Consider the following 25,033-nt stretch of genomic DNA (forward strand, 5'->3'; position numbering starts at 1 on the left):
ATGTGCGCGCGTTTCGTCAACACCTGCTCGAGCGCATCGTCGGCGAGGAGATCGAGATCGACACGGCGAACAAAATAATCGGCCACGTCTCGAGGATGTTCGTCACTATCAACGAGGTCAATCGGTACAGGCTGCCCGATATTTTCGGGAATGCACGCATCTCCGGCGGAAAGTACAAGCAGCGCGTAGCCTTCGACGCGGATTCTTGCCGAAGACCTGCTCGACGAGCTCAGCGACGAGGCGCACGGCCTCATCTACCTCGTGGCCGCAACCGGCCCTGACCGTCAGAAGCGCAACTTCGACCCGCCTCGACCCATAAAGTTCCGCATGTGTGGGGCGACCGGATGAAGACGACGATTCCCGGCGCGATTCCGCTTGGGAGGCATCGTGCTGAACAGAAGCTTTCGAACAGCTAGCTTCCCCGCCCAAAGCAATGTGCCCGACCGGGAACATTGCTTCTGAAAGAGGCCATCGGCGAGAGTAAAGTACCCGTACGGGAACAATTCCCGGCGACTGGAAGCCGGTCAGGAAGACGGCCGAGCTCGAGCGCATCATCGACGAGTTGCCGAAGAAGCCGTTCCTGGCCGGCGAGGAAGGGGTATCGATGTCGCTGGCCGGCGTGCAGAACAAGCTCGGCGTTGCCATCGACACGAAGAACCGCATCTGCATTCCCATAGATGGCGCGCCGTCCACCCACATCCTGAAGCCGGACTCGGAGCGCCTGTTCGGCGGAGTTCAGAACGAGGCGTTGTGCCTGACCCTGGCGCGACGTTGCGGTCTCAACATGCCGGACGTGACGACCGGCACGGCAGGCCGGCGCACCTATCTCCTGATCAACCGCTACGATCGCATCCAGCAGGGCGACCGCTGGCGGCGCCTGCATCAGGAGGACTTCTGCCAAGCGCTCGGACGGCCACCATCGGCCAAGTACTAGAGCAACCAGACCGGCATCAAGGGACCGACGTTGGCCGAGATGTTCGCGCTCACACGCAATGCGATGGGAGCCCCCGATGTGCTCGCCCTTCTGGACCAGGTGATCTTCAACATCGTCGCCTGCAACACCGACGCCCACGCCAAGAACTATTCCCTGATGATCTCCGGGCGAGGGTTCTCGCTGGCGCCGCTCTACGACGTCATGTGTGCGGCGGCATGGGAGGGCATTACCCGGAATCTGGCGCAGAAGATCGCCGGCAAGAACCGCGGCGAGCACCTCAAGCGCCGGCACTGGGAACGCTTTGCCGAGGAGTGCGGTCTCAATCCGACGCAGACCGTACGCCGCGTCGAAGCGCTGGCGACCGCCGCCATCAAGGAGCTCACGGCTGCGACCGACGCGGTGAACGCCATGCCCGCCGGTCCCCACGTGATGGTGAAGCATTTTGCCGACGCCATCGCGCGCCGGGCGCGCGCCCTGATCTCGGGTTTGAACGAGAAGAGCGTCCCGCCACCGGCGTCACCAGCCAGACCGAAACCGACCAAACCCACAAGGGCAGCCTCCAAAACGAAGGCCAAAGTCCAGACGCAGAAGGCGTGACAACCCATCTCACAAAAGAACAAGCGACGTATCACGTCATCCTATCGGGACTGTGAGGGTCTCTAACCGTAAATCCCTAGCGCCCTGCGTGCCGCATGGCTTCAGCTTCATGCTTTCGCAAGATGTGGTACGAAATGCCTATCCTGGCGTAGCCGCTTAGGGGACGTCTCACAAGCCGAGAAAGCGGACGTTTTCGCATCCGATCAGTAGGGATCCTCGGATCGACATCATCCAGGCGGCTCCTGACTCAACAACGGACACACCCTCGTTGCCGATTGTATGGACTGGAATGCTCGTCAACGACCAGAGGTCCCGACGAAACAAACCCTCACGTTAGAGGCGGAGCCGAATAAGTGCTTAGGCATCGGCAGCAGCAGCGGCCATCTCCTTTTCGCCTTTTTCCAAGGTTTTGACCATCGAACGCAAGATGGCTTCGCTCACCTCCTGCGGCAGCAGCCCGAGGTGGTCGAAGAACGCCTTGTTGCGCAGCTCGGCATCCCGGAACAACTTTCGGTAGCTGATGACACGGATCGATGCGTTGTGGGCCGGGGAATACCCGTAGAATCCTAAGCCGTCCGGCGTCGGGTTTTGCGCGACGCCTCGGCGGAGGAGCGCCTTTGCGCCCTCGGTCAAATCGCAGACGACGATACACTCGAAGGGCGTTTTGTCGGTTATTTCGCTGACGACCTCGCCCTCCGCATCGCGCACGGTCTTGCTTTGCAGCTTCTCGATATACCCGAGGACTTGGTCGATGGGATTGCTGGTAAGCTTCTCGTCGCCGGGTCGCTTGAATTCGATGACTACCACTGGGTCGTTCGTACCTTCGCGGCGGAAACCGAAGGGATTGAAGAACAGCAAGTCAGGTTCTTTGCGCTCTCCGTCAATGCCGATGGCACTTAGCGTTTTATCCGATGCGAAGAACTGGTAGTAGGAGAGCAGGTCGTCGATGAGCCACAGATTGTGATCGGCGTAGTTCTTCGAAGAGAGCATCTTGCCCATCGGGCAGATGAAGTCGTGCACCGCCTGTTCGAGTTCGTAGCGCTCTTCCTCCTTGTCGATGTACTTAAGCATGGAGCGCGCGATTTGAATGATCTGATGACGCTTGATGGTGTATTCGGCTAGCCTCAGCTTCGCGTCTTCCGTGACTTTCTTCATCAATTGAGCGACCACACCGTCGACGGTGCGCGGCTCTTCATCATCATCTTCCCCTTCATCCTCCATCTGGCGGATTTGGGCACGCACTTTCTTCTCATGGCGGTAAAGCAGCGTGAACAGGGTCTTCGCGATATCCTCGTCGGACATGCTGGGCGACAGGTCGTTGACGTACTCGGTAACATTGTCGACGGAGATGGCGAGCTGCGGATGCTCTTCGAGTAGGTCGATAACCAAGCGCTTTTGCGTGGTCCTGATGCGGGCGATGTGGATATGAAGGAAGCGCTCTGCAGCCGCAAGAGCGGTGTCCTTGATCGCCTCAAGGTCTTCTTCGCGAACCTTGAAGCTCGTGCGCTCTTGGTCGACGGCGTCGTCTAGAAATTTAGAACGAACCACGCAGGCATAGGCTTTGTCGTTGTCCAGCTCTCGGAGCGCAAACTTCTTTTCTACCTCGATGCTCTCGACGACGCGTCCTTGAGCGGTAAGCAGGATGCTGTTCGATAGCTGCTTGGCAATTTTCGGATCGACATAGACGTGAGTGATATTGATGTCGCCGATGGTTTCATTGATGTTAACGTCCTCGGTCTCCGTGACCTCCATGCGGCTTTGCAGGTACTCAATGATGTCGATGTCTCGGGCGCCGATACGGATGGAAAGTTGCGGCATGTTGCCCGCAATGAATATCGGGAAAAAATGGTGGCACAGGCTGCGTGCGAGGTAGACGGGCGCTATCTGCGCGTTGAGCTCGGTGAGCTGGGAGAGCGTGATGGCCGTGCCAGTGGGGTGCCGATTGGCTTGCACGGGTGGTTTCAGCTTCAGGCCTGCACGAGAGTCTTCAAGCTCCGGCTTGAATGTGAACGCGAGCCGGTAGCCCTTATCCCCCTCGTGGTAGGTGCTGTCGACATCGACTTTGCGGAAAGCTTTGAGCCATACTAACCGTCCGACGCCGCGACCGCCGATGTCGGCTTTCGTCATTGTGTCGCACACGTTGAAAGATTCGAGGTGGCGCTCGTTAAGGCCGATGCCGTTATCTCTGACGACAATCTGGCGGACGGCCTTATTGGCCTTCTCGACCTCGATAGTGATGCTGCCCTGCGTGGCGGAATTGCCTGGGAAGCGCTCTTCAATGGCTTGGATGCCGTTCATGACGGCCTCGAAGATGGAGTATAACAAGGCGGTGCGGCCGTCGGGCAGTCGGAGATTCCTCATTCTGCCTTCGATATCGAACTTCATGGTGTCGTCCCTCGAAATCGCGTCGCTAGAAGAGTCATTTTCAAATATGCGGCAACAATTGTTGAGTATCGATACTCTGATATGTCTCTTGGCAGGGCATAGGGTAGGAGCGCTGAATAATGACGACGTTGGGCGTAGCTTGATGGATCAGGCTTCTAGATGGTCGAAACAATCAGGGTCTTTGATAGCTTACCGCGGAGCTCCAAGAGCTGAGGAGATGGCGCGATCGTATTCACATGAACACCGTCAATCCTGCAGCCGCGCTCGACATCCTGGCCTTCACAGCCGACGACCGGTTCGAGCCTGCCTATCGCCTATTCCGAAGAGTTATAACCGCGGTTAACCCGGACTGGCCGGAAGGCGCTTGCCTCAATGAAGAAGTTTGATCAAACACCAGCGCCGTTTCGCGAAGCCAAACCAAAATCAGATGACGACGCTAATATCATTACATCAGTAAATCTGGACTTTCGCACTACATTGCTCAACCCGCTCAGCCATTCCGTGGGAGCCGACCGACTATAGCGCTCAGCCGCGGCTTGCGGAGTTACCGCGGCTCCCATTCCTTGCTGAGCCATCGGATGGCTTCATCGGCAATGACGCGCATTTGGGACCACGTCAGGCAGTAATGCGATTCCGCGACCACCACCTCGCGTCCTGGAATCTTGCCCGGCTCTGGATCGTCCTTCAGCTCGAACAGTGTGTAAGTCCGCGTTAGCAAGCCGTGGTCAGGAATGAAGTTCCAGATGATATAGCCATGAGCAAGCGTATGCGTGATAAAGCTTATGTGGAATTTCGTCCCCGACATACTTTCGATGCGATAACTCATGGGAGGCTCCCCGCGCCGCGCGCCTACCGGGAAAATCTCGACGCGCCCTTGCGGCCCCTCATCATCGCCGTAGACCACAAATTTCAGATCTGCCTCTCCCACCTTGAAAGACAGGACCGGAGAGTTGTCATTTCGCCATGTTTTGCCGATCGAGCTGCAATCAAGCTCGAACAGCTTGACCTCTGCGGCCGCCGGCGCCGCCTGGACCAGGAGCGCGAGCATCATAGGGCAGTGCTTTTTGAGCATGGCTCTGGCCTCGCTTTCACCCCTCTAGCGTCAAGGCGCAAATTTTGATGCGAGGCGTGAAAGGAAACTTCTCTGCGGCCTCAGCATGCCGAGCATCGCCTCTTTACTCGGCACGCCTTCAGCTTGTGCAAAATACTCCCGCGCCGCGCGCCGGTATTGTTCGTCATTCGGGATCGGGAGCCTCATAAAGGGGCCGTTATCGTCGAACAGCGTCAACCGCATCATCTTGCACTTGTTCAGCGTTGCCAGAAACGACTCCGATCCCTCCCTCTCCATCGGCATGATCATTAGCGCCCCGTTGCCGGAAGGTCCGCAGCGCACCGTAACCACTTTCGCTTCTGCCGGAGCATCGTCGGCCGCCAGTTGCGCCGGAACGTAGCCGGGATCGCCCTCTAAATAGTTCGGATAGAGGTGAAGACTGATATGCGTGTGGTAGCCGCCCAGCACCATGTTCGGCGAGGTGTCGATATGGATCTGCAGGATGTGCTCGGCCCCGTCTCCCATCAGGCCGGTGTAGCCGAACTGCTTTTTCAGCGTCCCGTCATGAACGATCCAATCCGATTGCTGTATGTGGAGTGGCATTGCTGGCTCCCCCGAATGTCTGGACTCGCTTTCTTGATGCTAGCCTCATTCCATCAAGTGCGCGGCACCTCGGCCGGCGCTTTGCGGTGGAAAACCATCCGTCTACCACGCCCGACCTTCACCTCACACATCCCCCATCCGATTATCGTCGCTCTATGCGCCCGGCGTACTGACTGAAATCGTTTCGAAACTACGCCGCAAAGGCGCTCCATTGCCATTTTCAACATCCGGCGTGACATTGTCATCAGACCGGGAGGCTGCGATTGGGGCCTGAAGACCAGATCAGAGACCTGGATCTGTTGAGCGCCAAGCTCTACAGCCAGGGCCGGTTTGCTGAATCCCTAGCGAACCTCGAACAGGTTGTCCGGCTGATCGAACAGCACCGCGGCCCCTCCGATGCCAGCCTCGGCTCTCCTTTGCATAATCTGGCGTTGCTCTATGAGCGCCTCAACAAAGCCGCAGAAGCGGAACGCGCTTTCCGACGTTCCTTGGCTGTCATGGCAGGGACGTCTCGTGCCGCCGATCTTGCCCGTACCCATCATGCCCTTGCCGGCATGTTGGTGCGCCAAGGACGCGGCCGAGAAGCAGAAGAACTCTTGCGGGAAGCGTTGCGTGCTCTGGCGCCAGTGCGCGATGCGCATCCGGATCTGGTCGGATGGATCGCGGCAGACCTGGCGCACCAGTTGATGGGGCGGCACCTTCCGGCAGCGGCGCTGCCATTCCACGACGCCGCCCTTACTTCGCTCATCGGCGCATTCGGCCCGGAATGCGAGCACGTAGGCTCAGCCCACAACAATCTCGCAGTCACCCTGCTGGCTTTGAACCGAAATGATGAAGCCGAACGCCATTTCCGCCAGTCCCTCCAATCCCTGCTGGCTGTGGTCCAGCCTGACGACTCCCGGATCCGGGATACGGTGGGCATGCTCGCCGCTTTTTACGCCGACGCTCACCGGCACGCGGACGAACCCGGCTTGCGAGAGTGGTACGTCAAGCTTTGTGAGCTACGATTGACGGATGCCGATCCTCGCCAGGCCGATATGTTGATGGAGCTGGGCCGCGCTTACTATCGGATCGGCGAATATGGGAACGCGGAAAGGGCGTACCAGCGCGCCATGTCGGACAAAAGCACGGCACGCACGATCCAAGGCTTGAGTGGCATTGCCATGGCTTATCACGGCCCCGGCCGGTATGCCGATGCCGAGCAGCTCTGCCGCAAGGCCCTCGAGATTACGCGCCAAAGTCGCAGTCGCGACACGGCCTCAGAGACATCGCTTCTTGGAAATATCGCTGACCTCCTGACTTTGCAGAACCGTACCGACGAAGCGGCTCGGCTTCTGCGTCAGGCACTCACTATTCGTGAGCGGGAATTCGGACCCGACCACCTCTATGTCGCGCGCACGCTGCACACCCTTGCGCGCCTCCGCATCAGTCTCGGCGATATGTCTGATGAAACCGAAGGCATCCTGCGCCGCGTCATCCGCATCAAGGAGGCAGATCTCGGCCCCGATCATTTGGAGGTAGCCACAAGCCTGAGCCTTCTCGCATCCGTCCTTTCCCACCAGGACCGCTTCAAAGAGGCCTCCGAAACCTATCTTCGTACGCTCAGGATCCGGAGACAATCACTCGGTGATACCCATCGCGATGTCGCCATGGCCTTTCACAATGTCGGAATCCACTATGCTGACAATGGCCGTTGGCATGAGGCTGAAGAATTCCTCCGGCAAAGCCTGATCATTTTCGAGCGCGCTCACGGGGAGAGTCACAATGAGGTGGCGCTGGCGCTGACGTCTCTCGGCAACGTGCTGACCCGCCTCGGTCGCACGGAAGTTGCGGCGCAGTATCAATCCCGCGCGGAAGCCATTCCCAGCTGGGAAACCATCGATATCCCTCTCATCTTCGCAACAGACCGGCGCGCCGGCGATCAGGCTGGCGCGTTTTTGTCTTCCCAGCGCCGCGACAGAAAGGACCTGGCCCTTGGCTCAGTGACCCTGCGGGCGCCGGCGGAAACAGTCGGCAACCGCTCCTCCCGCATCGCCGAAGGCTTGGGCTTCCTCGAGAACGCGGCCGGACTTCAAACACAAGCCTCGCATTTGAGAGTGCTCCAATCCGGTTTGCGTCAAGCCGATGACGCCATGGCCGGACTCGCTCGCAAATCCCTTGACCGGTCCACAAGATTTCCAAGTCAGGGGTTTATCTTCGTCCATGGCTTCAACACCTCGTTCGAAGAGGCGCTTCAGCGCGCGGCGATGATCTCCTTCGACTTGGACTTCGACGGTCCTGTCTTCGTTTTTTCCTGGGCCAGCCTCTCAAAGGCCTGGCGTTACAGGAGTGACCGGCAACGCGCCCGCAAGGCGGTCCCGTTCCTTGTCGAAACCCTGCAAAGGATTGGCCGCCAACTTCCCGAGATGAAACTTCACATCTTCGCGCACAGCACCGGCAGCGAGATCACCGTCAATGCGCTCGATGAACTTTGGCGCGAACAGCACGAAACGAAGCCACTGCCCGGCGGCGAGCTCATCCTCGCTCACGCGGATATCAGGCCAATAACCCTTGCCAGGACGCTCCCGGCTATTACAGCCTTGGGCTTTGCCGTGACCTCCTATTACAGCCGCGAGGACAAAGCGATGTCACTCTCGCGCTGGATTCGCGGCGACGAAGAGAGAGTGGGCAGCCGTCCTGTCTACCTAACCGGCGTCGAATGCATCGACGTGACCGGGCTTGGGATCAAGCGAGATCTCAATCACAACGTTTTTGTACGTAACCCCGCCGTCTTCAACGATATTGCCCGCCTTCTCAAAACCGGCGTCCGCCCTCCGGACTCGCGCTCTCCACATTTCCGGTGCGTCGAGACCGCCAACGGCGTACACTGGGCCTACCGCTCTGAGTGTCAATCGGTCTGAAAGCCCACACGCGACGCCGAAGCCAACCCCGTTCCCACTTGGCCTTCAGCTCAGCAAAGAAGGTGCTCAATTCAGCGTTCGGGGCCTTACGTGGATCTTCGAGCACTGTGACGCGCCTGTTTCCGTCGAATACAAGGTAGCCGTCTCCGTCAGGCGCAACGAGCGGCGGAGCGTACACTTCTCTTGTTTCGACGATGTCCCGCGCCAGGTTCTTCATGTGCTGCTCGCGCTTGTTGAGCAACCACGCGATAGCTGCTGTCTCGTTCTCGAGCTCTCCATGTCGATCGTTGGCGCGATTGATCTTTAGCGCTGATAGATCATGCTGCTTGTAAGACATAGAGTCCTCAAGTTTTTGAAATGGTCAGCCGAGTGTAGAAGCCTCAGGCTGGGTCATCATAGGCAAGCTATTTTGCCTGTGGGTAGACTGTGGAATACTGACGAACGAATAGATATCCCTGCAATAAGTTTAGGCGGGGCGCTAGTTCACACCCCGCCCCTTTATCTATCTGCACAGCACACGCAAACTACCAAAGATCGCGTGGGTGGTCGCGACAAGGTGGACTTCCTGATTGAACAGGGAAGCGACGTGGATGACTGTCCATAAGACAGCAAGCCATTTCTCATTAGACATTTGGGCAATCTCCTTTGGGTGGTGATTGCCGTCCGGACGGCGGTCAGTTGCGCCTCAGAAAAGTAGCGGTCGCCGAGATGCACAAAATGCGCTTCGTGAGCGGAAAATATGCGGAGTATATGCGGATATGACCGGAGCAAGCTTTGGCCAAGCTTTGGGAATGCTGATCCGCAGAAAACGGAAAGCGGCAGGGTTAACACAAGTCCAGCTGGCTGAAGATGCTTATGGCGACGCGGGAAAAACGCGGCGCATCAGCGAGCTGGAGAATGGAACGGTCGCAAATCCGCATCTCAAGACCATTGATCCCATCATCGTCACTCTCAAGATCACCGACGCGGAACTGGAGGAATGCGCTGCGAGCGTGGCCTTCAAACCTGATGAAGATCTTGATCGTGCTTATAGGGAAGCGAGAAATCTTATCGATGCGGTTGCGAAGCAATTCGAGCACGCGCAACCGAGTGCCACGCTTGCGGAACTCGACGAATTCTTGCGCGGCAAGGCGAAAGAGTGGTCTGAATTGCGCGCTCGACTGCAGGCGATTGATCTTGCAGACAAGAACGTAGCGGCTTTGAGGACGGCCGCAGCTGAAGCGCTATCGAAAGGCGAGTTTGATAGTGTTGAGCAACTGCTTTTCGAGGCGGAAGAGCGGTTCCAAAAATCTGAGACGCTTCAAGAGGTTCGAAAGCATGCTCAGCTGCGAATTGCACGTGCCGACACGTATCTGCTTCGAGGAAACCCTCAAAGGGCCATGGAGTTGTACGTTGAGGCGGCGGAGTTCTTCCGACCATTTGACCTTGGCGCAATGGAAGAGGTCCTGAATGACCTTAGTCATCGAGCATACGAGGTGACAAGGCGATCACTGGAGCCCAACTTCTCCCTCGTGCTGGGCCTTCTCGATGTGCTGGCCACTGTTCCCACGGTCCAGTCGGATGGGCACAAGAAGAATGCGTTATCGTACCGCAAGAGCTTGGTCTTAAGGAACGTTGCTGAACGATCGCGAGGCAAAGCCGCGCAGGAAGCTCTAGAGCAAGCGATTCTAAGCGCACGAGATGCCTTGTCGGGTCAAACCGACAAAACTTCCAACACGGCCGTGCAGGCAAACCTTAGCCTGTCCAACTGCCTTGTTCAGCAAGGAGAGGCCACCAACGACGCCAGTAAGATCAGGGAAGCAGTTAGCATTCTTCGGGAGACAAAAGGCGTTCTTGAACACTCGCCCAGATCGTTCGAGCTGCTTGATCATACATGCAACAGCCTCGGAGCAGCGCTCCTTGCGCTTTTGTCGACCGACGCTTCGATCAGTAAGGAGGAAATCCTCAAAGAGGCATTGGCGACTTTTTCAACGGCTGTGAAGGCTAGTGAAGAGGTGTCCAATATAGAGATCTGGCACGTGGCGAAGATAAATGTCGGAAGTCTGCTGGCCGACTTCGCGCGGGTTGAGTCTAACACACCTGAGGATCGAATCTTTCTTCGCGTTCGTGCGGTTTGCGAATTCGCATCCGCATGCGAAGTTCACCCTTTCCTCGCTTTTCATGAGCAGTTTGCATTCGCTCAGTACCAACTCGGAGAGGTACTCTTCGAACTCGCAAAGTCTACGCCGAGAGGGCTAGCGGAAGCATATTTGTCGCGATCTATGGACGCGTTCTATGCAGCATCAAAAGTATGGGACGCGGAGCGCGCACCTTCAAGATGGGCAAGCATAAATTTGCGCCTCGGTAGAGGCTTCATGTGGCATGCTGAGTTGGACGAGGTTAGTACGGCCCTATCCTACTATGAGAACGCACTTGAGCATCTCAATATCGCACTTCCGATTTTTGAAGAAGACAATAGCGTAAGCGAAGTAGACGCTTGCAAGCGTGCGATAGCCCGAGCAACGGCTGGTCTTAGCGCTGCTCAAACCAAAACGCCGTAGCTCAGTTGGCCCGCGCAATCCAATGCTTTCAGGCTTGCTAAGTAGGAACCTGAGACCCGTCTCTCATCAGATCAATGCGAGAGTCTTAGGGTGACGTTTTTTGGCTGGTCCGCATTACACTCATCAGCAGACATACTAAAGACCGCGACAGCAAGTCGGCCGCTCGACATGGTCGACTTCCGCTTCTGGGACGGAACCGCCATCGCGCCTTTGGCTGAATTGTCCCACTAGCGGTCATCGAACTTGCCCCCGTCGATCCCCCCTAGGCCGTCGTCGAAGAAGTCCGCTGTGAAGGGTAAAGCGGTCCTCAGAACGATCTTCGATTCGGCGCACGTCGAGCCAACAGCAGGAGGATCGATCGAGACCATGCCCGGTCCTCTGCGAAGTGAATATGCAGACGGCAGTCTCGCAGCAACGAATGGCCGAGGAGGATCTTCGGAAGCCCTGGCGGTGGCGGGGGAACATGGTCATCGACGACCGGTCACACCCATCGCGCCATCGCCAACATCGCCGCCGTGTTCCTCTTCCCGCAGGGCGCCCTCACACTCAGTCGGGCTTCCACTGCCAACTTGAGCGGTAGATGCTCATATTGTTGCGTGCCGTCCACGTCCGCGCTTCCCACATGGGTTGTCCGTTAGCGCCTGTTTTTGCGTCATTTTCCAGAACGCCATATACGGTAGCGGTAATCCACGAGGTATAGGCGCCATCCCTCAGAATGCAGAGCTTTGCGGCATAATTGGCTGCGCGTCCGACCCACACCAGGTCGTTGTCGTTGCGCACGCCGATCCGCGCAATGAACAGTTCACTCGTATCGACGCCGACGGAGTGCGCTGGCACGTAGGTCGTATTTGGATACTGGGCTTTCAATTTCGGTCGGATGATCTCGTTCATCGCGTAGTTGATCTGCAGAGCGCATTTTGCAGCGTTGGTGTTCTTCATGCTGCCGATGAAAACGGCCATGACGCGGTCACCGTCATAGGCGGTAATAGTCCCACCGCGTGCTTTGATGATCCGCGCGCAGCACGTGAGGAACGCCTTGTAAACTTCCGCGGCGAACGCCGCCTGATACGTATCGACCAAGCCGGTCGAGTCCGCCATGTCGGCATAGAGCACGGTGCCGGCCAGCTTCACGGCATCGTTGCCAAGCCGCAAGTCAGCGGGCGCGGGAATGACCGTCCCATCGCGCACGCTCCACGGCGCGCGGAATATTGTCGCCACCTCTGCCGTGAGATCTTCCGAAAGTCCCATGGCTAGCGCACGATGAGTTCAGCGTGATGCGCACTCGCTGCGGCGAGCGCGACGAACCACGTGGGCAGCGCGAGCGCGGTGGAGATGAATGACCACTTCACCGCATCGAACTTGAGCGTGAGAATCTCGGCGTTGCGCCATACCTGTCCGAGTAGGTCATCGGTAAAGGCCGTGTCGGAGCAGGCGCACATTTCTTTCAGATACGTCGCCTCCGTACGGCGCGCGATTTCGCGAAAGTATACGAGTGACTGGTGGCCGCCATCAAGAACGGGGTAGCTCGCCCGGTAAAGGAACCAGACGCTCGTGCCGAGCGCGGCCACACTCAGAATGTACGCCAGTACGAGATACCAGATCTGCAGATCGGTAAGCCGTGCGTTAACGGCAAGCAGCGCGAGCATCGCCACGTCGACGGCGAACAGCGCGGAGATCTTTGTGTCGACCCGCGGGAAGAAGGCGAGCACGCGATCGAGCTGATCGGTCGCGGCTTCACGAAGGGGCTCATCTTTCATCGCGCCAGTATACGGCGCAGAGGCTCTAGCGCGACGGTTGCGCGCTATTCATCCACATACCCGTCTGAAACGTCGAGGCCGCTCGACCCTCATTTTCCGCCAAATGAGCGACAACAACGCCTACAAGATCAAGGAGGGCCCACCGCTGGGTTGACCACGAGGGGACCTGCGCGCCTCGCGTGATCGCGGTCATCTCATGCGGGATTCGACTCCGCGCCAGAATCATGTTCTTGGTACGTTCCAATGGCCGATGCGGCCGGATTGAACGCGCTGCCAAGGGGGAATGGTCCATGGCGAAAAACTGGAATCGTGACCGCGCCGCCGAGCAGATCGACAAGCGGCTGGACGAGGTCGAGACCGTGACTGTCGTCGATTTCAAGCGCGACATGTCGCTTGAGAACATTCCGACCAACAAAGCCTATCGTATGGACGCTGCTCACCTCTACGCGGACATACTCAATCTATCCGACATGCTCTGCGTTACCGAAGATGAAGGCGTCACCTGCCACCGCCGGACGCTTCGCTTCCTCAACCTGCACTACCGTGCCGTCAACCGGATCCTTTCGGAGTGCGATGCGCGGCGGGTCGACTTCCACAACCAACGTCTGCACGCCGTTGTGTCCAAGCCCTACAACACGGAGGACGGCGCCGAGCGAAGCCGGTTAGAAAGGGCCGTCGCCATCGGACAAATGATCATCGACGTGCTCAAGCAGACTGGAAACGACGACGAGCAGATCCCGAATGCCAAGATGCGGATCGGGATCGACACTGGACTGGCCCTTGCCGTCAACAACGGCCGGCGGGGAGGGCGGGAGCCGCTTTTCTTGGGCGAACCCGCCAACAGGGCCGCGAAACTCTCGGCTGCCGGGCGGCTGCAGGGGATTTACCTCACCAACAAGGCACGCAAGGCTATCGGCCTGGAGGAGGTAGACCAGCCGGCTGCCGCCGCTTTGACGGATGATGAAATCGCCAAGTGCAAGTCAGCGGCCGCCCTTACTGTCACTGTCGACGAGATCGTGCAGGGCTGGCGCGATGATTTGAAGGCGAACCCGATCGGCACGTTCGAGTTCACTCGCCATACGCCGCCGCTTCGTACGCTCGATATCGCCGCGCTGACGCCGGGAAATTCGCGGCGGCAGGGGGCGGTTTCGCTCTATGCGGATATCGACAACTTCACCGCTTACGTCTCCGCTCACGTGAACAACAACCCTGAAGATGCCGTCAGAGTTTTTCACGTGTGCCGCTCTGAGATGGATAGGGTGCTGACGGTCGAGTTCGACGGGCGCCGCGTGCGTTTCATCGGTGACTGCATTCACGGCCTCGTCTGCGAGGGCACGTCGCGCGAGACCGACGAGGAGGCGAGCGTCAGCACAGCTACGCTCTGCGCCGGGGCATTGCGGTCCAGCTTCGAGCTGGCGCTCGAAAAGCTGAAGCATCGCGGGATCGAGATCGCAGATCTTGCACTGGCGATCGGATTCGAGCTCGGCCCGATGACCGTAACGAGGCTTGGGCTGAAAGGCGATCGCGTGCGCTGCTCGGTGAGCAGGGGCGTTCTCGCAAGCGAGGCGGAGCAACAGCGCTGCGGTGGCACGGAGACGGCGATCGGCCCACTGGCATATGAGGCGGGAACTGAGGGGGTGAAGAATCTCTTCGGCAGGACGCGTAAGGCGCCCGATCTGGATTACAACGAGGTCGTCGAGGCCCTCTCCGAGGATGGCGATGCGTCGGCCAAAGCCGCCCAGGATGCAGCCTATGTGGCCGCCGCGCCTGCCATCGTGGAGGCTGCCCGCGTCATCGTCCGCCCCCACGCAGCTTAGACGTGAGCACGGTTGATCTTCTGGCGGCGAAGGCGCCTGAGTTCGGCGTTAACATCCGGAGCCGATCCGGCGTCAGGATGGAGGCGGATGTTCCGGTCCCGCTGCCCGACGGCACCGCGCCGTCTTACGCCATTGCCATGCAAGCGTCCGGGGCCATGGTCGGAGCCCGCGAAATGGTTCCGGCCCGTTTGCCTGCGTTCTGTCCCGAGAGGCATATCAACAGCGACAGCAGCTTCTGCCTGGGATGGGCAAAGGTCGATCCGCTGGCGGTCAACAATGAAGGCGATGCATGGAACTGGTGGGCGCGCCTTGTAAAGTTCCTGCGGCTGCAAGAGCGCGCTGCGCGACGGCGGCGATGGCCCGATAGCCGGGCCTGGGCCCATGGAGCCGCGGCGGCCGAACAACTTCGCGCCGAGCGCGCCGCGGCCCGGTTGGGCGAGCCATTTGTAGACGATGTAGCGCGAAACCGGCTCACGATCGCCCGACACGGCTCGAGCTCGAACGGCCCCGCGCTCCGCGTCTATCGCAACGGCGTTTGGATTTTCTCAGTATGGGAGGGCGCGAAGCGACCGGTTAATCTGCGCCGCCGTTGTGTCTGCAAGAAAGGCGAGGGACGGCCTCCGGCCGTTCTGCGCGACTGCGGGACCCATAGCCAGGATGCTGTCGAGCTCGCCTTTTCGCTGCGCGACCGTGAACGGGAGGAGGCCAAGTTCTGGAAAGCTCTTGAAGGTCGCATCTGCTGCGCGACCATGGACGGGTGCCCGCTCGCTTTAGGGGATAACGATGGGGATTTCAGCAAGATTCAAGGATGAGTCGGATCTGGTGGCGGCGCTGCTCCGCCAGCAGGTGATCGCGAACGATCGCGCAATCGCCGACGACGTCGCCCAGGTTGGCGAGCTGCTCGAATTCGAACCCGGTCAACGGATGATCGAGCAGGGCGGCGTGGACAGAGAGATCTATTTTTTGCTCGCGGGTGAGGCACGCGTCATCGTCAACGGCGTCCGCATGCACACCCGGGGCGCCGGCGTTACGGTCGGCGAGATGTCGGCCCTCAATTCCACCATAGCTCGCTCGGCCACCATCGAGGCGGAGAAGGAGACGGCCGCATGGCGTATCACGCACGCGCGGCTTGAGGAGGTCGCTGACCGGCACCCGCAGCTGTGGAAACGGCTGGCCGTGGATTTGGCGGGGCGCCTGGAACAAAGAAACAGCTACGTGAACCGGGCAAATGTTGAGCCGAGACTGTTCATAATCTGCTCCGCAGAGGCTCTAGATATCGCTAAATGCATTCGCATCGGCCTGAAACACGAGACACGGCAGATTGTCATCTGGAGCGATGAGCAGATATTCGAGAGCGGATCATACCCGCTTGAGGCCCTGGAGAGGGAAGTCAATCAGTCCGACTTCGCGATCGCCCTCGCCGAGCCTGATGATATCATCCGCTCCAGAGATCGAACTCAGGCGACTGTGAGAGACAATGTCATTTTCGAGCTTGGGTTCTTCATGTCGCGGCTGGGCAGGGCGCGCTCCCTGCTTCTCGTGCCGCGTGGGGCGGACGTGAAGCTCCCGTCGGACTTCAAGGGACTGACACCTATAGGTTACTCCAAAGTCGGCCCAGGCGACGACATGCCGGTGATACTGGGACCCACAATCGACGAGCTAGGCAACATCATTAAGAAGAAGGGCGTGCGTGCGTCCCTTGTTGAGGTTTCTTGAGCATCGAATTTTAGAGTGCGGATAGTCTACGGGGAGCGGTGGGCGGCTCTTGACTGGAACTCCCTCGGGAGCGGCCTTCATCGAAAGCAGGCGCACTTCGTCGGGTCCGTTGGAAGATTGTACGATGTGTATACGAGCGCTGATGCCCCGAATGGGAGCGCGGTTATTTTTGAACGCCCGCTTACGGTTCACGGCCAGAGCAGAATTGAATGTCCGCTTTGTTGGAAGCTGCGCTGAGGAATTTTGACGTGCTCGATGTGTTTGCGCGGCGTCCTGAGATGACTGCTTTCTCGGCACAGCGCCGTTGCAATGAGTGATTGTCAACGGCAGGGTCGACACGATCGACGTGCCTGCAGCCACATTTCAGCGGTCAGCGGTTGAACTTCGGGTCGGGCGCCACTTGCGGTTCGGGATTGAGATATCTGCGGTCGACATGTGCAGGTCCTGGCGGGCAAAACGCTTTCAGCGCCACACTCAGTTTGCCCAGCGGAACAGGATAGAGTCTTGTTTTGTCCAACGAAGTAAGCTCGAGCTTGGCGACCTTTCCACGTCGCAACTCTCCTACGAAGAACTCTCGCTCATGAGCTGGAACCAGGCAAATGTTTTGCAAACATTTGAGTTGAATCTTCGCTCCATCATCGACTTGCAACGAAGCGGAAGAGATCGGGCCGACTCTGCTGGTCACGGCGAGGCCATCGGGCGAGAACCCAAATACGTAAGCGGAATAGTTTTCGGCATCGATTATTTGCGTGGCTGCCGTGCAGCCTTGCTCGTTGCGGACTTCCCAATCGTTGTACCTTACGTAGCCGCCGCCATTTACCGCACCTGCCGGACACGCCAGCAGCACCGAAGCAATCATACTTTTCCAACGTTGCCCCATGCGAGATCCTCGCTCAACGATCTTCGTCCCGGCAATTGGACAGCAGCGCAAGCTTGTAGCGGTCTGACCGGCCCCCAGTGAGTGGCACGGGTGGAATGTTAGCTCAGGGCGCCTCCATCTGCTAGATGCTGCGTGGGCGAGGGAGCGAGCGCAGCCCGCGAGTAAGGCCAGCTATTCACCGCTTTGCGGACGTTGCTGCCGTGACGCTCAGCAGGTGCTGAGTTCGTTCGTCGATGTCAGCTGATGGGACCGAGTGCCTCTAGTAACCAGTTCCGGAACTCAATGTCCCTAACCAAGCGATGGCATGTTCGGGTAGTTTTGTTGCGTTAGCCGCTATCGCAGGGGTGCTTCCCGATGAACTGGACGAAGTGCTTCTGGCTGATTTGGATCGATTTGGAGAGGAACGCGGTCATGTGGCGCATAGTCGGGTGGACCGCGTGAGGACACTGAACTCTCCCAACATTGAGTACGAGAGGGCTCGGGCGATAGTGGATGCATTGAAGGGCTTTGATGAAATCGTTGAAGCGGTTGGTGAATCGAAATCAGGCTCGGCCTGCAAGCAGTCGCAAGCAGGGCCCGGATCGCAGGCCATCATTCGTGACCGCTATAGGCGCGACAACGGACATTTCTCGATCCCTCACGTCACGGCTTTGGTAGGCAACCGCAGGAAGTCCTTTCTTGTCATAGGATCACAGGTTTCCCTCTCCGGGGGCACGTCGACACCTGACCTCGGCTTCTAGTCGACTGAGAAACACCGAAGATTCGTCCGCTCGCAGGTGCAGAGCTGACGTTGCCGCGCCGCGTGCTCGGGCACTTCGCGACCGGCGGCCGCATGACCGCTTCCTCGGCGAACCGGTCGCGGCACTTTAACTTTCTCTGACGCGACAGATGCCGAGTTCTAGCCCGAACAAACCTGTTACTGATGCCACAGTCCAAGTATGGCGCCAAACGGCTGGGCCTCTTCGCGACTCACGTGTTGAGATATCGTGCCTGCATGGCACAACCAAAACGGCATCATCACATCGCACAAGGCATCCAACGGCGCTTCACCGACGCCGAAGGGCTCCTGCATGCTTTCGACAAGCGGCGCCCCGAGCGTGGTGTCTTCGCTACGACGCCACTGAATCTCTTCGTCGAGAAGGACCTGTACACGATCCGCCGTAAAGACGGTTCCCGCAACACTGATCTCGAGCACTGGTACAGCGAACTGGAGGGCGCGGTAACGCCTCTTCTCGACCACATCATTGAATCATGCCTCGCCGGTCAGGAGCCGGGGTTGCCCGCCGATGCAAAGCAGCTCTGGGACACCTTCTTTTACCACCAACAAAAACGGGCACCCGATGTCTTCGTGCGACTCGGGCTCGAGGAGCAGTTTTACAAAGACCTTCCCGGCCGCATGGAGGACTACGAGCGCGAGCATGGCCCTCTCACAGATGAGGACCGCCTGCATATGGCCGATCCTGCCGTCTTGAGCCGTATGCTCATTCGTTCGCTGGAGCGTAAAATCCGGAATACTTTGGACGGGCAAGGTCTGGCGCCCTCTACTCGTTTCCCTGCGAGTGCGCGCGGTTTGCGTACGGAGATTTGTACCGTTCGGTGGGAGTCTTCCACTCCATGAAATACTTCATCGGATCGCGTGATCCGAGAAATTCACTCGCCATTTCGAGACGCTGCAGTACGGCCCGCCGCTCGTCGGGAGGAAGCTTGGCAGCCTGCTGCTCTACGCCGGTCAGGAACTGTTCGATGCCTTTGATGTTCGCCCACTGCTGAATGATCTGCTCGATATGGTCCCGGCTGTCCTTGACCGACTGCTCTATTTTGCGACGATCTTCCTCTCGTTTGTGCCTCTCAATCGCCGCTAGCTGCTCTTGATGCTTCGCTTCCGCAATTCTTTCTGCTTCGGCCATCTTCTCAGCCAAATCGTTGGCCGAATCTTGGAGTCCTTTAACGATGGCGCGAATTGAGTTTTGAAGTGGTGATTTCGCCGTCTCCTGCCATTGCGTCGACCAGGACACCCGCCATGAGGGGCAATAGGCTATGAGCCGAAGGCGACCGCTGGGCAGGGCGCTCGTTGTGGTCCATGTGCGGTCGGCGCTATAGCGAGATGTCCGTGGAGGCTTGTACTCCGCGTCTCGGATGTACTCGCCGTTGACGTAGCGCATCAGGACTTCTTCGGACATTTCGATGATCGCAAGCCCAATCGGCACTTCACCGATGAAGACGACGGTTGGTTCCCTTGGTGTCCAAAGGCTCGGGTAACGGTGTGTCGGATGCTTGGACTGGACTTCTTTTTCGTCGATTTCGATCCGGTGCATTCTCTGAGCGAGCACGACGCGATGTCCGGCAGTCTCGAGCGCGTTGAAAAGCACGCTGGCGAATCCGAGTGCCTTTTCGAGACATGCTTTGGATGAAGTAACGTCGACGAGGAGCTTTTTGTAGGGCTTGAGATAGTCACCTTCCTTCCCCGGGCGACATGCGTCGAAGTGCTGTCTCGCGCTGTTGACCAGCCAGTGCGCGCGACTCTGGGAGCGAGAGCCAAGCAATGGCTCGTCTTCCTGCCGACTGCGAAACTTGGCAACTGGGCTCAACTCACCGCCGGGTTGCCACGAAAGTTGGTCTCCGGGTCGTGGTTCCGGCAATGGTAAGCGACGAGGCGCTTCACCAACGGCCAACTTGGCCCAGTAACCTCTGCCCGGGCGCGGCACGTTCAGGGCGGTGCAAACACGCGCCATGTAACTGTTCGACACATCGAACTGCTGGGCCACCTTTGTCATCGGTGTCGACCAAACCAGTTCGTATAACTCTTGCCTCGACACCATTACGGTTCCCTCCGTGAAAAAATGCAGCGTGAGTATAGGTCGGTGATCGCGGCGTTCGGATGGGAGCGTGCTAGGAGGGGTTCTACAGGTCGATCGGCAAGGGACTGACCGAGGAGAAAACAAACCAAAGCGTACTAACGCCAATTTCCCAACTCTTAAGAATTCGACGCAAGATACTGATGTTATTGGCGGTGCTCGGAGGCAACGCCCCCCTGACCTCTGCAGTGCGATTGTAGCATCCGCTTGCGTGGCAAAGCGGTCGCGACTTCTGACGGACGACGCGATCACAGCTAGTATCCATCAGTGGTCGTTTTCTCGGCTTCTCGTCGAGCTAATGCATCGACGAGAAATTCCAGAAGGCGAATCGAGTGATGCGGCCTAGGTAGGGCGCGAGACTAAACGGGCCGGTCGACCTGCCGAGCAGTGGAACGACGAGCCCACCTCTGCTGCGAAGGGCTGGGAGAAGCTCAAAGCACTGGCCATTCCGGCTCCGAGGCGCAGCGGCAGAGCTCACAAACCAGAGTCTCTTTTAATCTCGCTCAGGTACTGTCCGAGTTCTGAGGAGAGCGCTCGTCCTTGAGCTCTTCAGCACATTTCTGAATGCAGACGTGGGTGGGATTGGTCGGATCGAAATCCCATGCCGCATCGACGAACATTTGCGCGAATTGCTGAAGCGCGTTGATGAAGTCGACCTTCTGCTGATGGGTCATGTCGTACCCATCGAGGTGGGACAGATATTTTTCAACGTCGAGCGCCATGATCTTACAGTTTTGACTCCATCGGAATCGAACCAGGATCATCAATATTATTCAAGGCGTTATGTTCAGCCAGCTTAGAGACACCGTTGCGGACATGAAGTAGCCTGAAAATAAGTCAATACCATCAATGGTCTAAACAGACCGTAAAACTGGTGGACCTCTCCGGAGAAATGTCGAACCAAGTCTTTGATGAACTTGCCAATTGGGAGGAAATTTTGAAGAGTTCCTCACTGGCGGACCGAACGCGCTCAACACCATAAAATAACTCCGCTAGGTGGCCTCCTTTCTGTCTCGACGCCAAAGCAGGCGGGCGACACCGTCGTCGCCGCCTTCGATCAACGCACCCCAGATTGGATGGGGCAGCGTTGGATCGTCGATCTTGATGCGCAGGTAGGTCTCCTCGGTCCCGTTGCGCTTGCGCCGCCAGGCGACGCCGATCTCGTTGGTGCCGGTCGTGATGCGGAAGTCAGGACCGCTGTCTCCTTCCTTGCGGTCGTTGGCCATGATCAGCACTTTGGCATTGATCATGAGCGTGCGGATCGTCCCAGAGTACCCGTCCTTGACGGCTGAGAAGGTTCCTATGACTGACATCGGGCCTGGGCTCCTTTGCGATATGCGGTTGTCTCGATGGCGGATGGCTCTGATTAGTTGGCAGCGCTGGCGCGGTAGGGTCTAAGGACAATGTCCTTGTGAACGATGACACGGAGCGGCCAGCCAGGGCGCACGGTGATGGTCGGCTGGACGTTGAGATTGCGCTCGATGAGCCGCTGGCCAGCTCGATTCGTGGTCGTCTGCGTTGAGAGCTGCAGGGCGCGGATGAGATCGCTGTCGGATGAGCCGAAGGCGAGCTCGCTGCCGACGCCGAGCACGGTGGCCAGCGCCACGCCTTTGAGGAGCTTCCAGGTGTGCAGATCCACTTCGTCGGCTAGGCCCGCATAACCGCCGGTATCGGTCGCGGGGAGATTGTCGATGACCACTGAGCTGCCATCGGGGAGGATGATGCGCTGCCAGACGACGAGCGCGCGTTCCTGGCCGAAGGCGACGACGTTGTCGTACTTGCCGATCAGTCTCGTCCCTTGGGGGATCAGGAGAAATCGGCCGGAAACAGTATCGTAGATGTTCTCTGTCACCTGAGCAGTGACGAAGCCGGGCAGACCGGAGTTGAGCCCGGTGATGAGGCTTGCGGCGATGACGGTTCCGGCCATCAATTGAAAGGGTGAGGCCGGCGTCTGCAAACCGTGCGGATTGTAGATCTCTTTGTCCGGCCCCGACTTGAGGAACGCGAGCTTGCGCGTCGCCTCGGTCGGATCGGTTCCGGTGTACTCGAGCTCACCCGTTGCGAGCGCTTGTGCCCGCTCCGTGGCGCGTAGCAGGGAGAGCGTGGCGAGGCCCCCATCGGCCGTGGGCGTGCTCGAGCGCGGCGTCGGTTCGGATTGTGCACCGCTCGGCGTCGAGTCCTGGGGCGGCTGTTTGAGCTGCAGACGAAAGAACACCTGCGATTCCCGAGCCTGCCCCGCCATGCGGGCAATGCGTGCCTTTTCCGCGCTCTCAGCATCATCGAGCGGCAGGCCGGTGTCGGGCAAGATGAGCTTGGGCACAGCCGGCGGCGTGCTCTGGGGCGCGGGGTTGGCTGGCCGCACGCCTTCGTACGTGGCCGGTAGCTTGCTGAGCCCGTCGGTGATCGGCTTGTTCTCGACGTTGATGAGCTCCTGCCGCTCGGCGACCTTGAGGCTTGGTGGCTTCAGGGCTACGAGCACGATCCCGGAGAGGAGCATCAGGAACACCGCCGCGCCGCCGATCAGGACCTTGCGATTGATGCGCGTCACCGGCTGCGGACGTGCGCGCAATTCCAGCGTCTCCGGCGCAGTCTTCGTCTCTTCCGGCTCTTGGATCTGGTCGGTCTCGCTCATGAGCGAGTCTCCCGCCAGATCGCGTCCGTGCGGACAATGCGAACCACCCGCTGCGGCTCGGTGCCAAGCCTCAGCTCTGCGGCGGCGAACAGCCTGTCGACGATGTAGGTGGTGCCGCGGACACGGTAGTTGACGAGCGCCGACTTTCCGTCTGGGCCAATGATGAACAGCGGCGGGGCTTCGCTCTTGGATATGCCGGATGGGAACTGGATATAGACCTTGTTGCCGTCGTCGAATACCTGTCGCGGTTTCCACGGCGCATCGCCTTCGATGCGATAGCGGAAGCGCAACTCGTCGATGTTGATGCCGCCGTCGGCGATTGCGGCCACGGCGAAGGCGGCTTCCTCGCTCTGCTTGCGCAGGGAGACGAGTTCGGCGGCGGGATAAGTCCACGACACCGAGGCCATGTACGTTGCCTCGGAGGAACGCATCTCGAGATGATAGGTGCGTCGATCCGTGGTGATGACGAGGTTGGTCTCGAGGTCGGCGCCAACCGGCTTCACCAGGATATGGACCTGAGCGTCCTTGCCGTCGCCGCTGCTCGTGTCGCCGACGACCCACCGCACAGTGTCTCCGGCCGAGACCGAGACCAGCTTCTCGCCGGCCTCGAGCGCGATGTCCGTTACCTGGTTGACGGCGGCGTAGAGCTGATAGAGCGCGCCTTTGGTATACGGATAGACCTGGATGGCATTGATATAGCCGTCCTTAACCGGCTCAAGGCGCGCTGCCTCGTTGGCTCCGGTCACGCGATCCGCTGGCGGTCGCGTATCCTTCTTCTTGCCGGCGTCCTTTCCGACGGGCTTGAGCTGGCCGGGAAGCGGCAGCGGTGTCGGAACCTCGACGTAGCGCACCGGCAGCTTGGGATCCGGCTCGCGATGGGCGGCCATCGCCGGGCTGTCGAAGATCGGAATCTCGGGGACCTTGATGTTGGTGGCGCAGGCGCCGAGCCCGATCGATGTCATGAGGAGGGCGACGAGGGTGCGGTGGGTACTCATTTGGACTCTCCCGTGGTGACGTCCTGCGACCAGTTGAAGGCGTGCACGTAGATGCCGAGCGGGTTCTTGCGCACGGCATCGACGGTTCTCGGTGGGGTGAGAGCGATGGAGAAGAGGCCGGTGAGGCGCTTGGTGTCCTTGAGTGCGCCGCCCTCGAAAGTGCGCTCGGTCCAGCGTACCTGGAACGAGGAGTCCGAGGCCCGCACGATGCTCGTCACCTCGACGGCAACGGTTTGGCGGCCGATACGGGCAAAGGGGTCGTTGTCGCGGGCGTATTCATTGAGCGTGACCGCCGCCTTGTCGGTGACGAAGTCGTAGGCCTTGAGCCAGTTCTGGCGCACGACCACGGGATCGATCGAGAGTGCGCGAACGTTATCGATGAAGCGCGCCAGGTGATAGGCGATCTGCGCGTCGCTGGGCTTGTAGCTCTCGTCCGCTGGGCCAACGGTGCGGGCGCCGCCGCGCGAATCGACCTCGACGACATAGGGGACGACGCCGCTCGTACGGCCCATCCAGAACAGGATGCCTGCCAACAGCAGCGACATGCCCAGATTGCCGAGCGCCATCAGGCGCCAGTTGTGGGCCTGGACGCGGGCGCTGCCGATCCGCTCGTCCCAGGCCTGGGCCGCCTTCTGATAGGGCGTGACCGGCTCCGGTGTCTCGCCGTAGCGCAAGGCCGATCGCTTGAACACCATGGTGGATGTCTCCTTCTAGCTCTTGTTTTTGAGATCGGGGCCGCCACCGCTTGCCGGGCGGTCGCCATCGCGAAGGGCATGAGCCGCCATGAGGCCGGCTTGGGTTATGCGTTGGCGGCGGGCGAGGCTTTGCGCCCAGGCCGGTGGGCTGGAGGCCGCGGCACTGGCCGCGGCTGCGTCTCCGGCGTGACCGGAGCTGTCGGATCCCGATCGTGGTGAGGCATCGCGGATTCCTTGCGCGGCGCCCTGCCGGAAGGCTGTCGTGACCGGCGCCGCGAATGCAGCGGCCATCCTGGATGCCGGTGCGGCCATGGTAGTCCGTGCGACACCGGCCATGCCGCCGGCCTCATAGGCCGCGCCAACGCGTCCCGCGAGTGAGGCTGCGGCTCTGGTCCCGCTACCGGCCGCGCTGCCAGCCAACCGCGCAGTACCCGTTGCAGCCAATCCGCCGGCTACACCAGCGCCGCCGATAGCTGCCGTGGTGGCGACCGCTGCGCCAGCACCGAGTTGAGGCGCACCGGAGATGAGACCGGCCGCAATGGCGGGCACATAGATGGCTAGTCCGAACACGGCGATGGCTGCCAGGATGCACGACGCGGCCTGAGTCAGCGTCACTTCGCCGGTTGGACGGATCACGGTTCCGAACAGCGAGGCGCCGATGCCGACCACGATTGCC

Annotated in this window: 21 protein-coding genes and 2 pseudogenes; 9 read left to right on the forward strand and 14 right to left on the reverse strand. The window is 59.4% G+C overall.

Annotated elements, in window-relative coordinates; all coding sequences use genetic code 11:
* Positions 1–254, reverse strand: a 254-nt coding sequence (locus tag V7082_RS15455) for a hypothetical protein (protein WP_334150056.1), incomplete at its 3' end; no start/stop codon positions are given.
* A 350-nt stretch (positions 255–604) separates the two neighbouring features.
* On the opposite strand from V7082_RS15455, the pseudogene V7082_RS15460 reads away from it, so the two are divergent.
* Positions 605–1,531 (forward strand): annotated as a pseudogene (locus tag V7082_RS15460) (HipA domain-containing protein).
* Positions 1,532–1,888: 357 nt separating this feature from the next.
* On the opposite strand, the gene V7082_RS15465 reads toward V7082_RS15460, so the two are convergent.
* A complete protein-coding gene (locus tag V7082_RS15465; protein ID WP_334150058.1) occupies positions 1,889–3,916 on the reverse strand; it encodes an ATP-binding protein in 2,028 nt (675 codons plus the stop codon).
* 236 nt (positions 3,917–4,152) lie between these two features.
* Between V7082_RS15465 and V7082_RS15470 the strand changes: the two genes are divergently transcribed.
* On the forward strand, positions 4,153–4,302 hold the full coding sequence (locus V7082_RS15470; RefSeq protein ID WP_334150059.1) for a hypothetical protein: 150 nt from the start codon (positions 4,153–4,155) through the stop codon (positions 4,300–4,302).
* A gap of 158 nt (positions 4,303–4,460) precedes the next feature.
* On the opposite strand, the gene V7082_RS15475 is transcribed toward V7082_RS15470, so the two are convergent.
* Entirely contained in the window at positions 4,461–4,988 is a 528-nt protein-coding gene (locus V7082_RS15475; RefSeq protein WP_334150061.1) for a hypothetical protein, read from the reverse strand.
* Between the two features lie 30 nt (positions 4,989–5,018).
* Positions 5,019–5,570: a hypothetical protein gene (locus tag V7082_RS15480; RefSeq protein WP_334150063.1), complete on the reverse strand. Its 552-nt coding sequence runs from the start codon at positions 5,568–5,570 to the stop codon at positions 5,019–5,021.
* Positions 5,571–5,833: 263 nt separating this feature from the next.
* Between V7082_RS15480 and V7082_RS15485 the strand changes: the two genes are divergently transcribed.
* Positions 5,834–8,470, forward strand: coding sequence for a tetratricopeptide repeat protein (locus tag V7082_RS15485; RefSeq protein ID WP_334150065.1), 2,637 nt, complete (start codon positions 5,834–5,836; stop codon positions 8,468–8,470).
* 758 nt (positions 8,471–9,228) lie between these two features.
* Positions 9,229–11,010, forward strand: coding sequence for a helix-turn-helix domain-containing protein (locus tag V7082_RS15490; RefSeq protein ID WP_334150067.1), 1,782 nt, complete (start codon positions 9,229–9,231; stop codon positions 11,008–11,010).
* 546 nt (positions 11,011–11,556) lie between these two features.
* Here the strand turns inward: V7082_RS15490 and V7082_RS15495 are convergent.
* Both V7082_RS15495 and V7082_RS15500 read right to left on the reverse strand, forming a co-directional pair.
* On the reverse strand, positions 11,557–12,198 hold the full coding sequence (locus V7082_RS15495; protein ID WP_334150069.1) for an adenylate/guanylate cyclase domain-containing protein: 642 nt from the start codon (positions 12,196–12,198) through the stop codon (positions 11,557–11,559).
* A gap of 62 nt (positions 12,199–12,260) precedes the next feature.
* On the reverse strand, positions 12,261–12,767 hold the full coding sequence (locus tag V7082_RS15500; protein WP_334150071.1) for a Pycsar system effector family protein: 507 nt from the start codon (positions 12,765–12,767) through the stop codon (positions 12,261–12,263).
* 179 nt (positions 12,768–12,946) lie between these two features.
* Here V7082_RS15500 and V7082_RS15505 point away from each other — a divergent pair, with 179 nt between their 5' ends.
* The 3 genes from V7082_RS15505 to V7082_RS15515 are packed head-to-tail and all read left to right on the forward strand — an operon-like array spanning position 12,947 to position 16,300.
* Positions 12,947–14,584, forward strand: coding sequence for an adenylate/guanylate cyclase domain-containing protein (locus tag V7082_RS15505; protein WP_334150072.1), 1,638 nt, complete (start codon positions 12,947–12,949; stop codon positions 14,582–14,584).
* Between the two features lie 2 nt (positions 14,585–14,586).
* Complete coding sequence (locus V7082_RS15510) at positions 14,587–15,396, forward strand: E2 domain-associated cysteine-rich protein (RefSeq protein WP_334150073.1); 810 nt, start codon at positions 14,587–14,589, stop codon at positions 15,394–15,396.
* The gene (locus V7082_RS15515; protein WP_334150076.1) at positions 15,368–16,300 is read left to right on the forward strand and encodes a TIR domain-containing protein; all 933 of its coding nucleotides are present in this window, start codon (positions 15,368–15,370) and stop codon (positions 16,298–16,300) included. The genes V7082_RS15510 and V7082_RS15515 overlap by 29 nt, the downstream gene beginning before the upstream one ends.
* Positions 16,301–16,670: 370 nt before the next feature.
* Here the strand turns inward: V7082_RS15515 and V7082_RS15520 are convergent, their stop codons facing one another.
* Positions 16,671–17,180 (reverse strand): hypothetical protein, encoded by a 510-nt coding sequence (locus tag V7082_RS15520; protein ID WP_334150078.1) that lies wholly within the window; start codon positions 17,178–17,180, stop codon positions 16,671–16,673.
* 488 nt (positions 17,181–17,668) lie between these two features.
* Here V7082_RS15520 and V7082_RS15525 point away from each other — a divergent pair, with 488 nt between their 5' ends.
* Positions 17,669–17,920 (forward strand): hypothetical protein, encoded by a 252-nt coding sequence (locus V7082_RS15525; protein ID WP_334150079.1) that lies wholly within the window; start codon positions 17,669–17,671, stop codon positions 17,918–17,920.
* A gap of 254 nt (positions 17,921–18,174) precedes the next feature.
* Entirely contained in the window at positions 18,175–18,798 is a 624-nt protein-coding gene (locus V7082_RS15530) for a DUF4238 domain-containing protein (protein ID WP_334150081.1), read from the forward strand.
* On the opposite strand, the gene V7082_RS15535 is transcribed toward V7082_RS15530, so the two are convergent.
* The 7 genes and pseudogenes from V7082_RS15535 to V7082_RS15565 all read right to left on the reverse strand — a co-directional run.
* Complete coding sequence (locus V7082_RS15535; RefSeq protein WP_334150082.1) at positions 18,722–19,945, reverse strand: hypothetical protein; 1,224 nt, start codon at positions 19,943–19,945, stop codon at positions 18,722–18,724. The genes V7082_RS15530 and V7082_RS15535 overlap by 77 nt on opposite strands.
* A gap of 593 nt (positions 19,946–20,538) precedes the next feature.
* On the reverse strand, positions 20,539–20,757 hold the full coding sequence (locus V7082_RS15540) for a hypothetical protein (protein ID WP_334150084.1): 219 nt from the start codon (positions 20,755–20,757) through the stop codon (positions 20,539–20,541).
* Between the two features lie 270 nt (positions 20,758–21,027).
* Positions 21,028–21,348 carry a DUF736 domain-containing protein gene (locus tag V7082_RS15545; protein WP_271029849.1) on the reverse strand — a complete coding sequence of 107 codons (321 nt, stop codon included), beginning with the start codon at positions 21,346–21,348 and terminating at the stop codon, positions 21,028–21,030.
* Between the two features lie 53 nt (positions 21,349–21,401).
* Positions 21,402–22,667, reverse strand: a complete 1,266-nt coding sequence (locus tag V7082_RS15550) for a TrbI/VirB10 family protein (protein WP_334150085.1) — start codon at positions 22,665–22,667, stop codon at positions 21,402–21,404.
* Positions 22,664–23,662: a P-type conjugative transfer protein TrbG gene (gene trbG / locus V7082_RS15555; RefSeq protein ID WP_271029851.1), complete on the reverse strand. Its 999-nt coding sequence runs from the start codon at positions 23,660–23,662 to the stop codon at positions 22,664–22,666. The genes V7082_RS15550 and trbG overlap by 4 nt, the downstream gene beginning before the upstream one ends.
* Positions 23,659–24,357 (reverse strand): conjugal transfer protein TrbF, encoded by a 699-nt coding sequence (gene trbF / locus V7082_RS15560; RefSeq protein WP_271029852.1) that lies wholly within the window; start codon positions 24,355–24,357, stop codon positions 23,659–23,661. Before trbF ends, trbG begins: the two co-directional genes overlap by 4 nt.
* Before the next feature lie 15 nt (positions 24,358–24,372).
* Positions 24,373–25,033, reverse strand: a pseudogene (locus V7082_RS15565) (P-type conjugative transfer protein TrbL); the annotation flags it as partial.

This window comes from Hyphomicrobium sp. (assembly GCF_036833075.1).
Taxonomy (GTDB): Bacteria; Pseudomonadota; Alphaproteobacteria; order Rhizobiales; family Hyphomicrobiaceae; genus Hyphomicrobium_C.

Coding starts and splice junctions, on each gene's coding strand:
- V7082_RS15465 (WP_334150058.1), bottom strand. CDS start 3,916: ATGAAGTTCGATATCGAAGGCAGAATGAGGAATCTCCGACTGCCCGAC.
- V7082_RS15470 (WP_334150059.1), top strand. CDS start 4,153: ATGAACACCGTCAATCCTGCAGCCGCGCTCGACATCCTGGCCTTCACA.
- V7082_RS15475 (WP_334150061.1), bottom strand. CDS start 4,988: ATGCTCAAAAAGCACTGCCCTATGATGCTCGCGCTCCTGGTCCAGGCG.
- V7082_RS15480 (WP_334150063.1), bottom strand. CDS start 5,570: ATGCCACTCCACATACAGCAATCGGATTGGATCGTTCATGACGGGACG.
- V7082_RS15490 (WP_334150067.1), top strand. CDS start 9,229: ATGACCGGAGCAAGCTTTGGCCAAGCTTTGGGAATGCTGATCCGCAGA.
- V7082_RS15500 (WP_334150071.1), bottom strand. CDS start 12,767: ATGAAAGATGAGCCCCTTCGTGAAGCCGCGACCGATCAGCTCGATCGC.
- V7082_RS15515 (WP_334150076.1), top strand. CDS start 15,368: ATGGGGATTTCAGCAAGATTCAAGGATGAGTCGGATCTGGTGGCGGCG.
- V7082_RS15520 (WP_334150078.1), bottom strand. CDS start 17,180: ATGGGGCAACGTTGGAAAAGTATGATTGCTTCGGTGCTGCTGGCGTGT.
- V7082_RS15530 (WP_334150081.1), top strand. CDS start 18,175: ATGGCACAACCAAAACGGCATCATCACATCGCACAAGGCATCCAACGG.
- V7082_RS15540 (WP_334150084.1), bottom strand. CDS start 20,757: ATGGCGCTCGACGTTGAAAAATATCTGTCCCACCTCGATGGGTACGAC.
- V7082_RS15545 (WP_271029849.1), bottom strand. CDS start 21,348: ATGTCAGTCATAGGAACCTTCTCAGCCGTCAAGGACGGGTACTCTGGG.
- V7082_RS15550 (WP_334150085.1), bottom strand. CDS start 22,667: ATGAGCGAGACCGACCAGATCCAAGAGCCGGAAGAGACGAAGACTGCG.
- trbG (WP_271029851.1), bottom strand. CDS start 23,662: ATGAGTACCCACCGCACCCTCGTCGCCCTCCTCATGACATCGATCGGG.
- trbF (WP_271029852.1), bottom strand. CDS start 24,357: ATGGTGTTCAAGCGATCGGCCTTGCGCTACGGCGAGACACCGGAGCCG.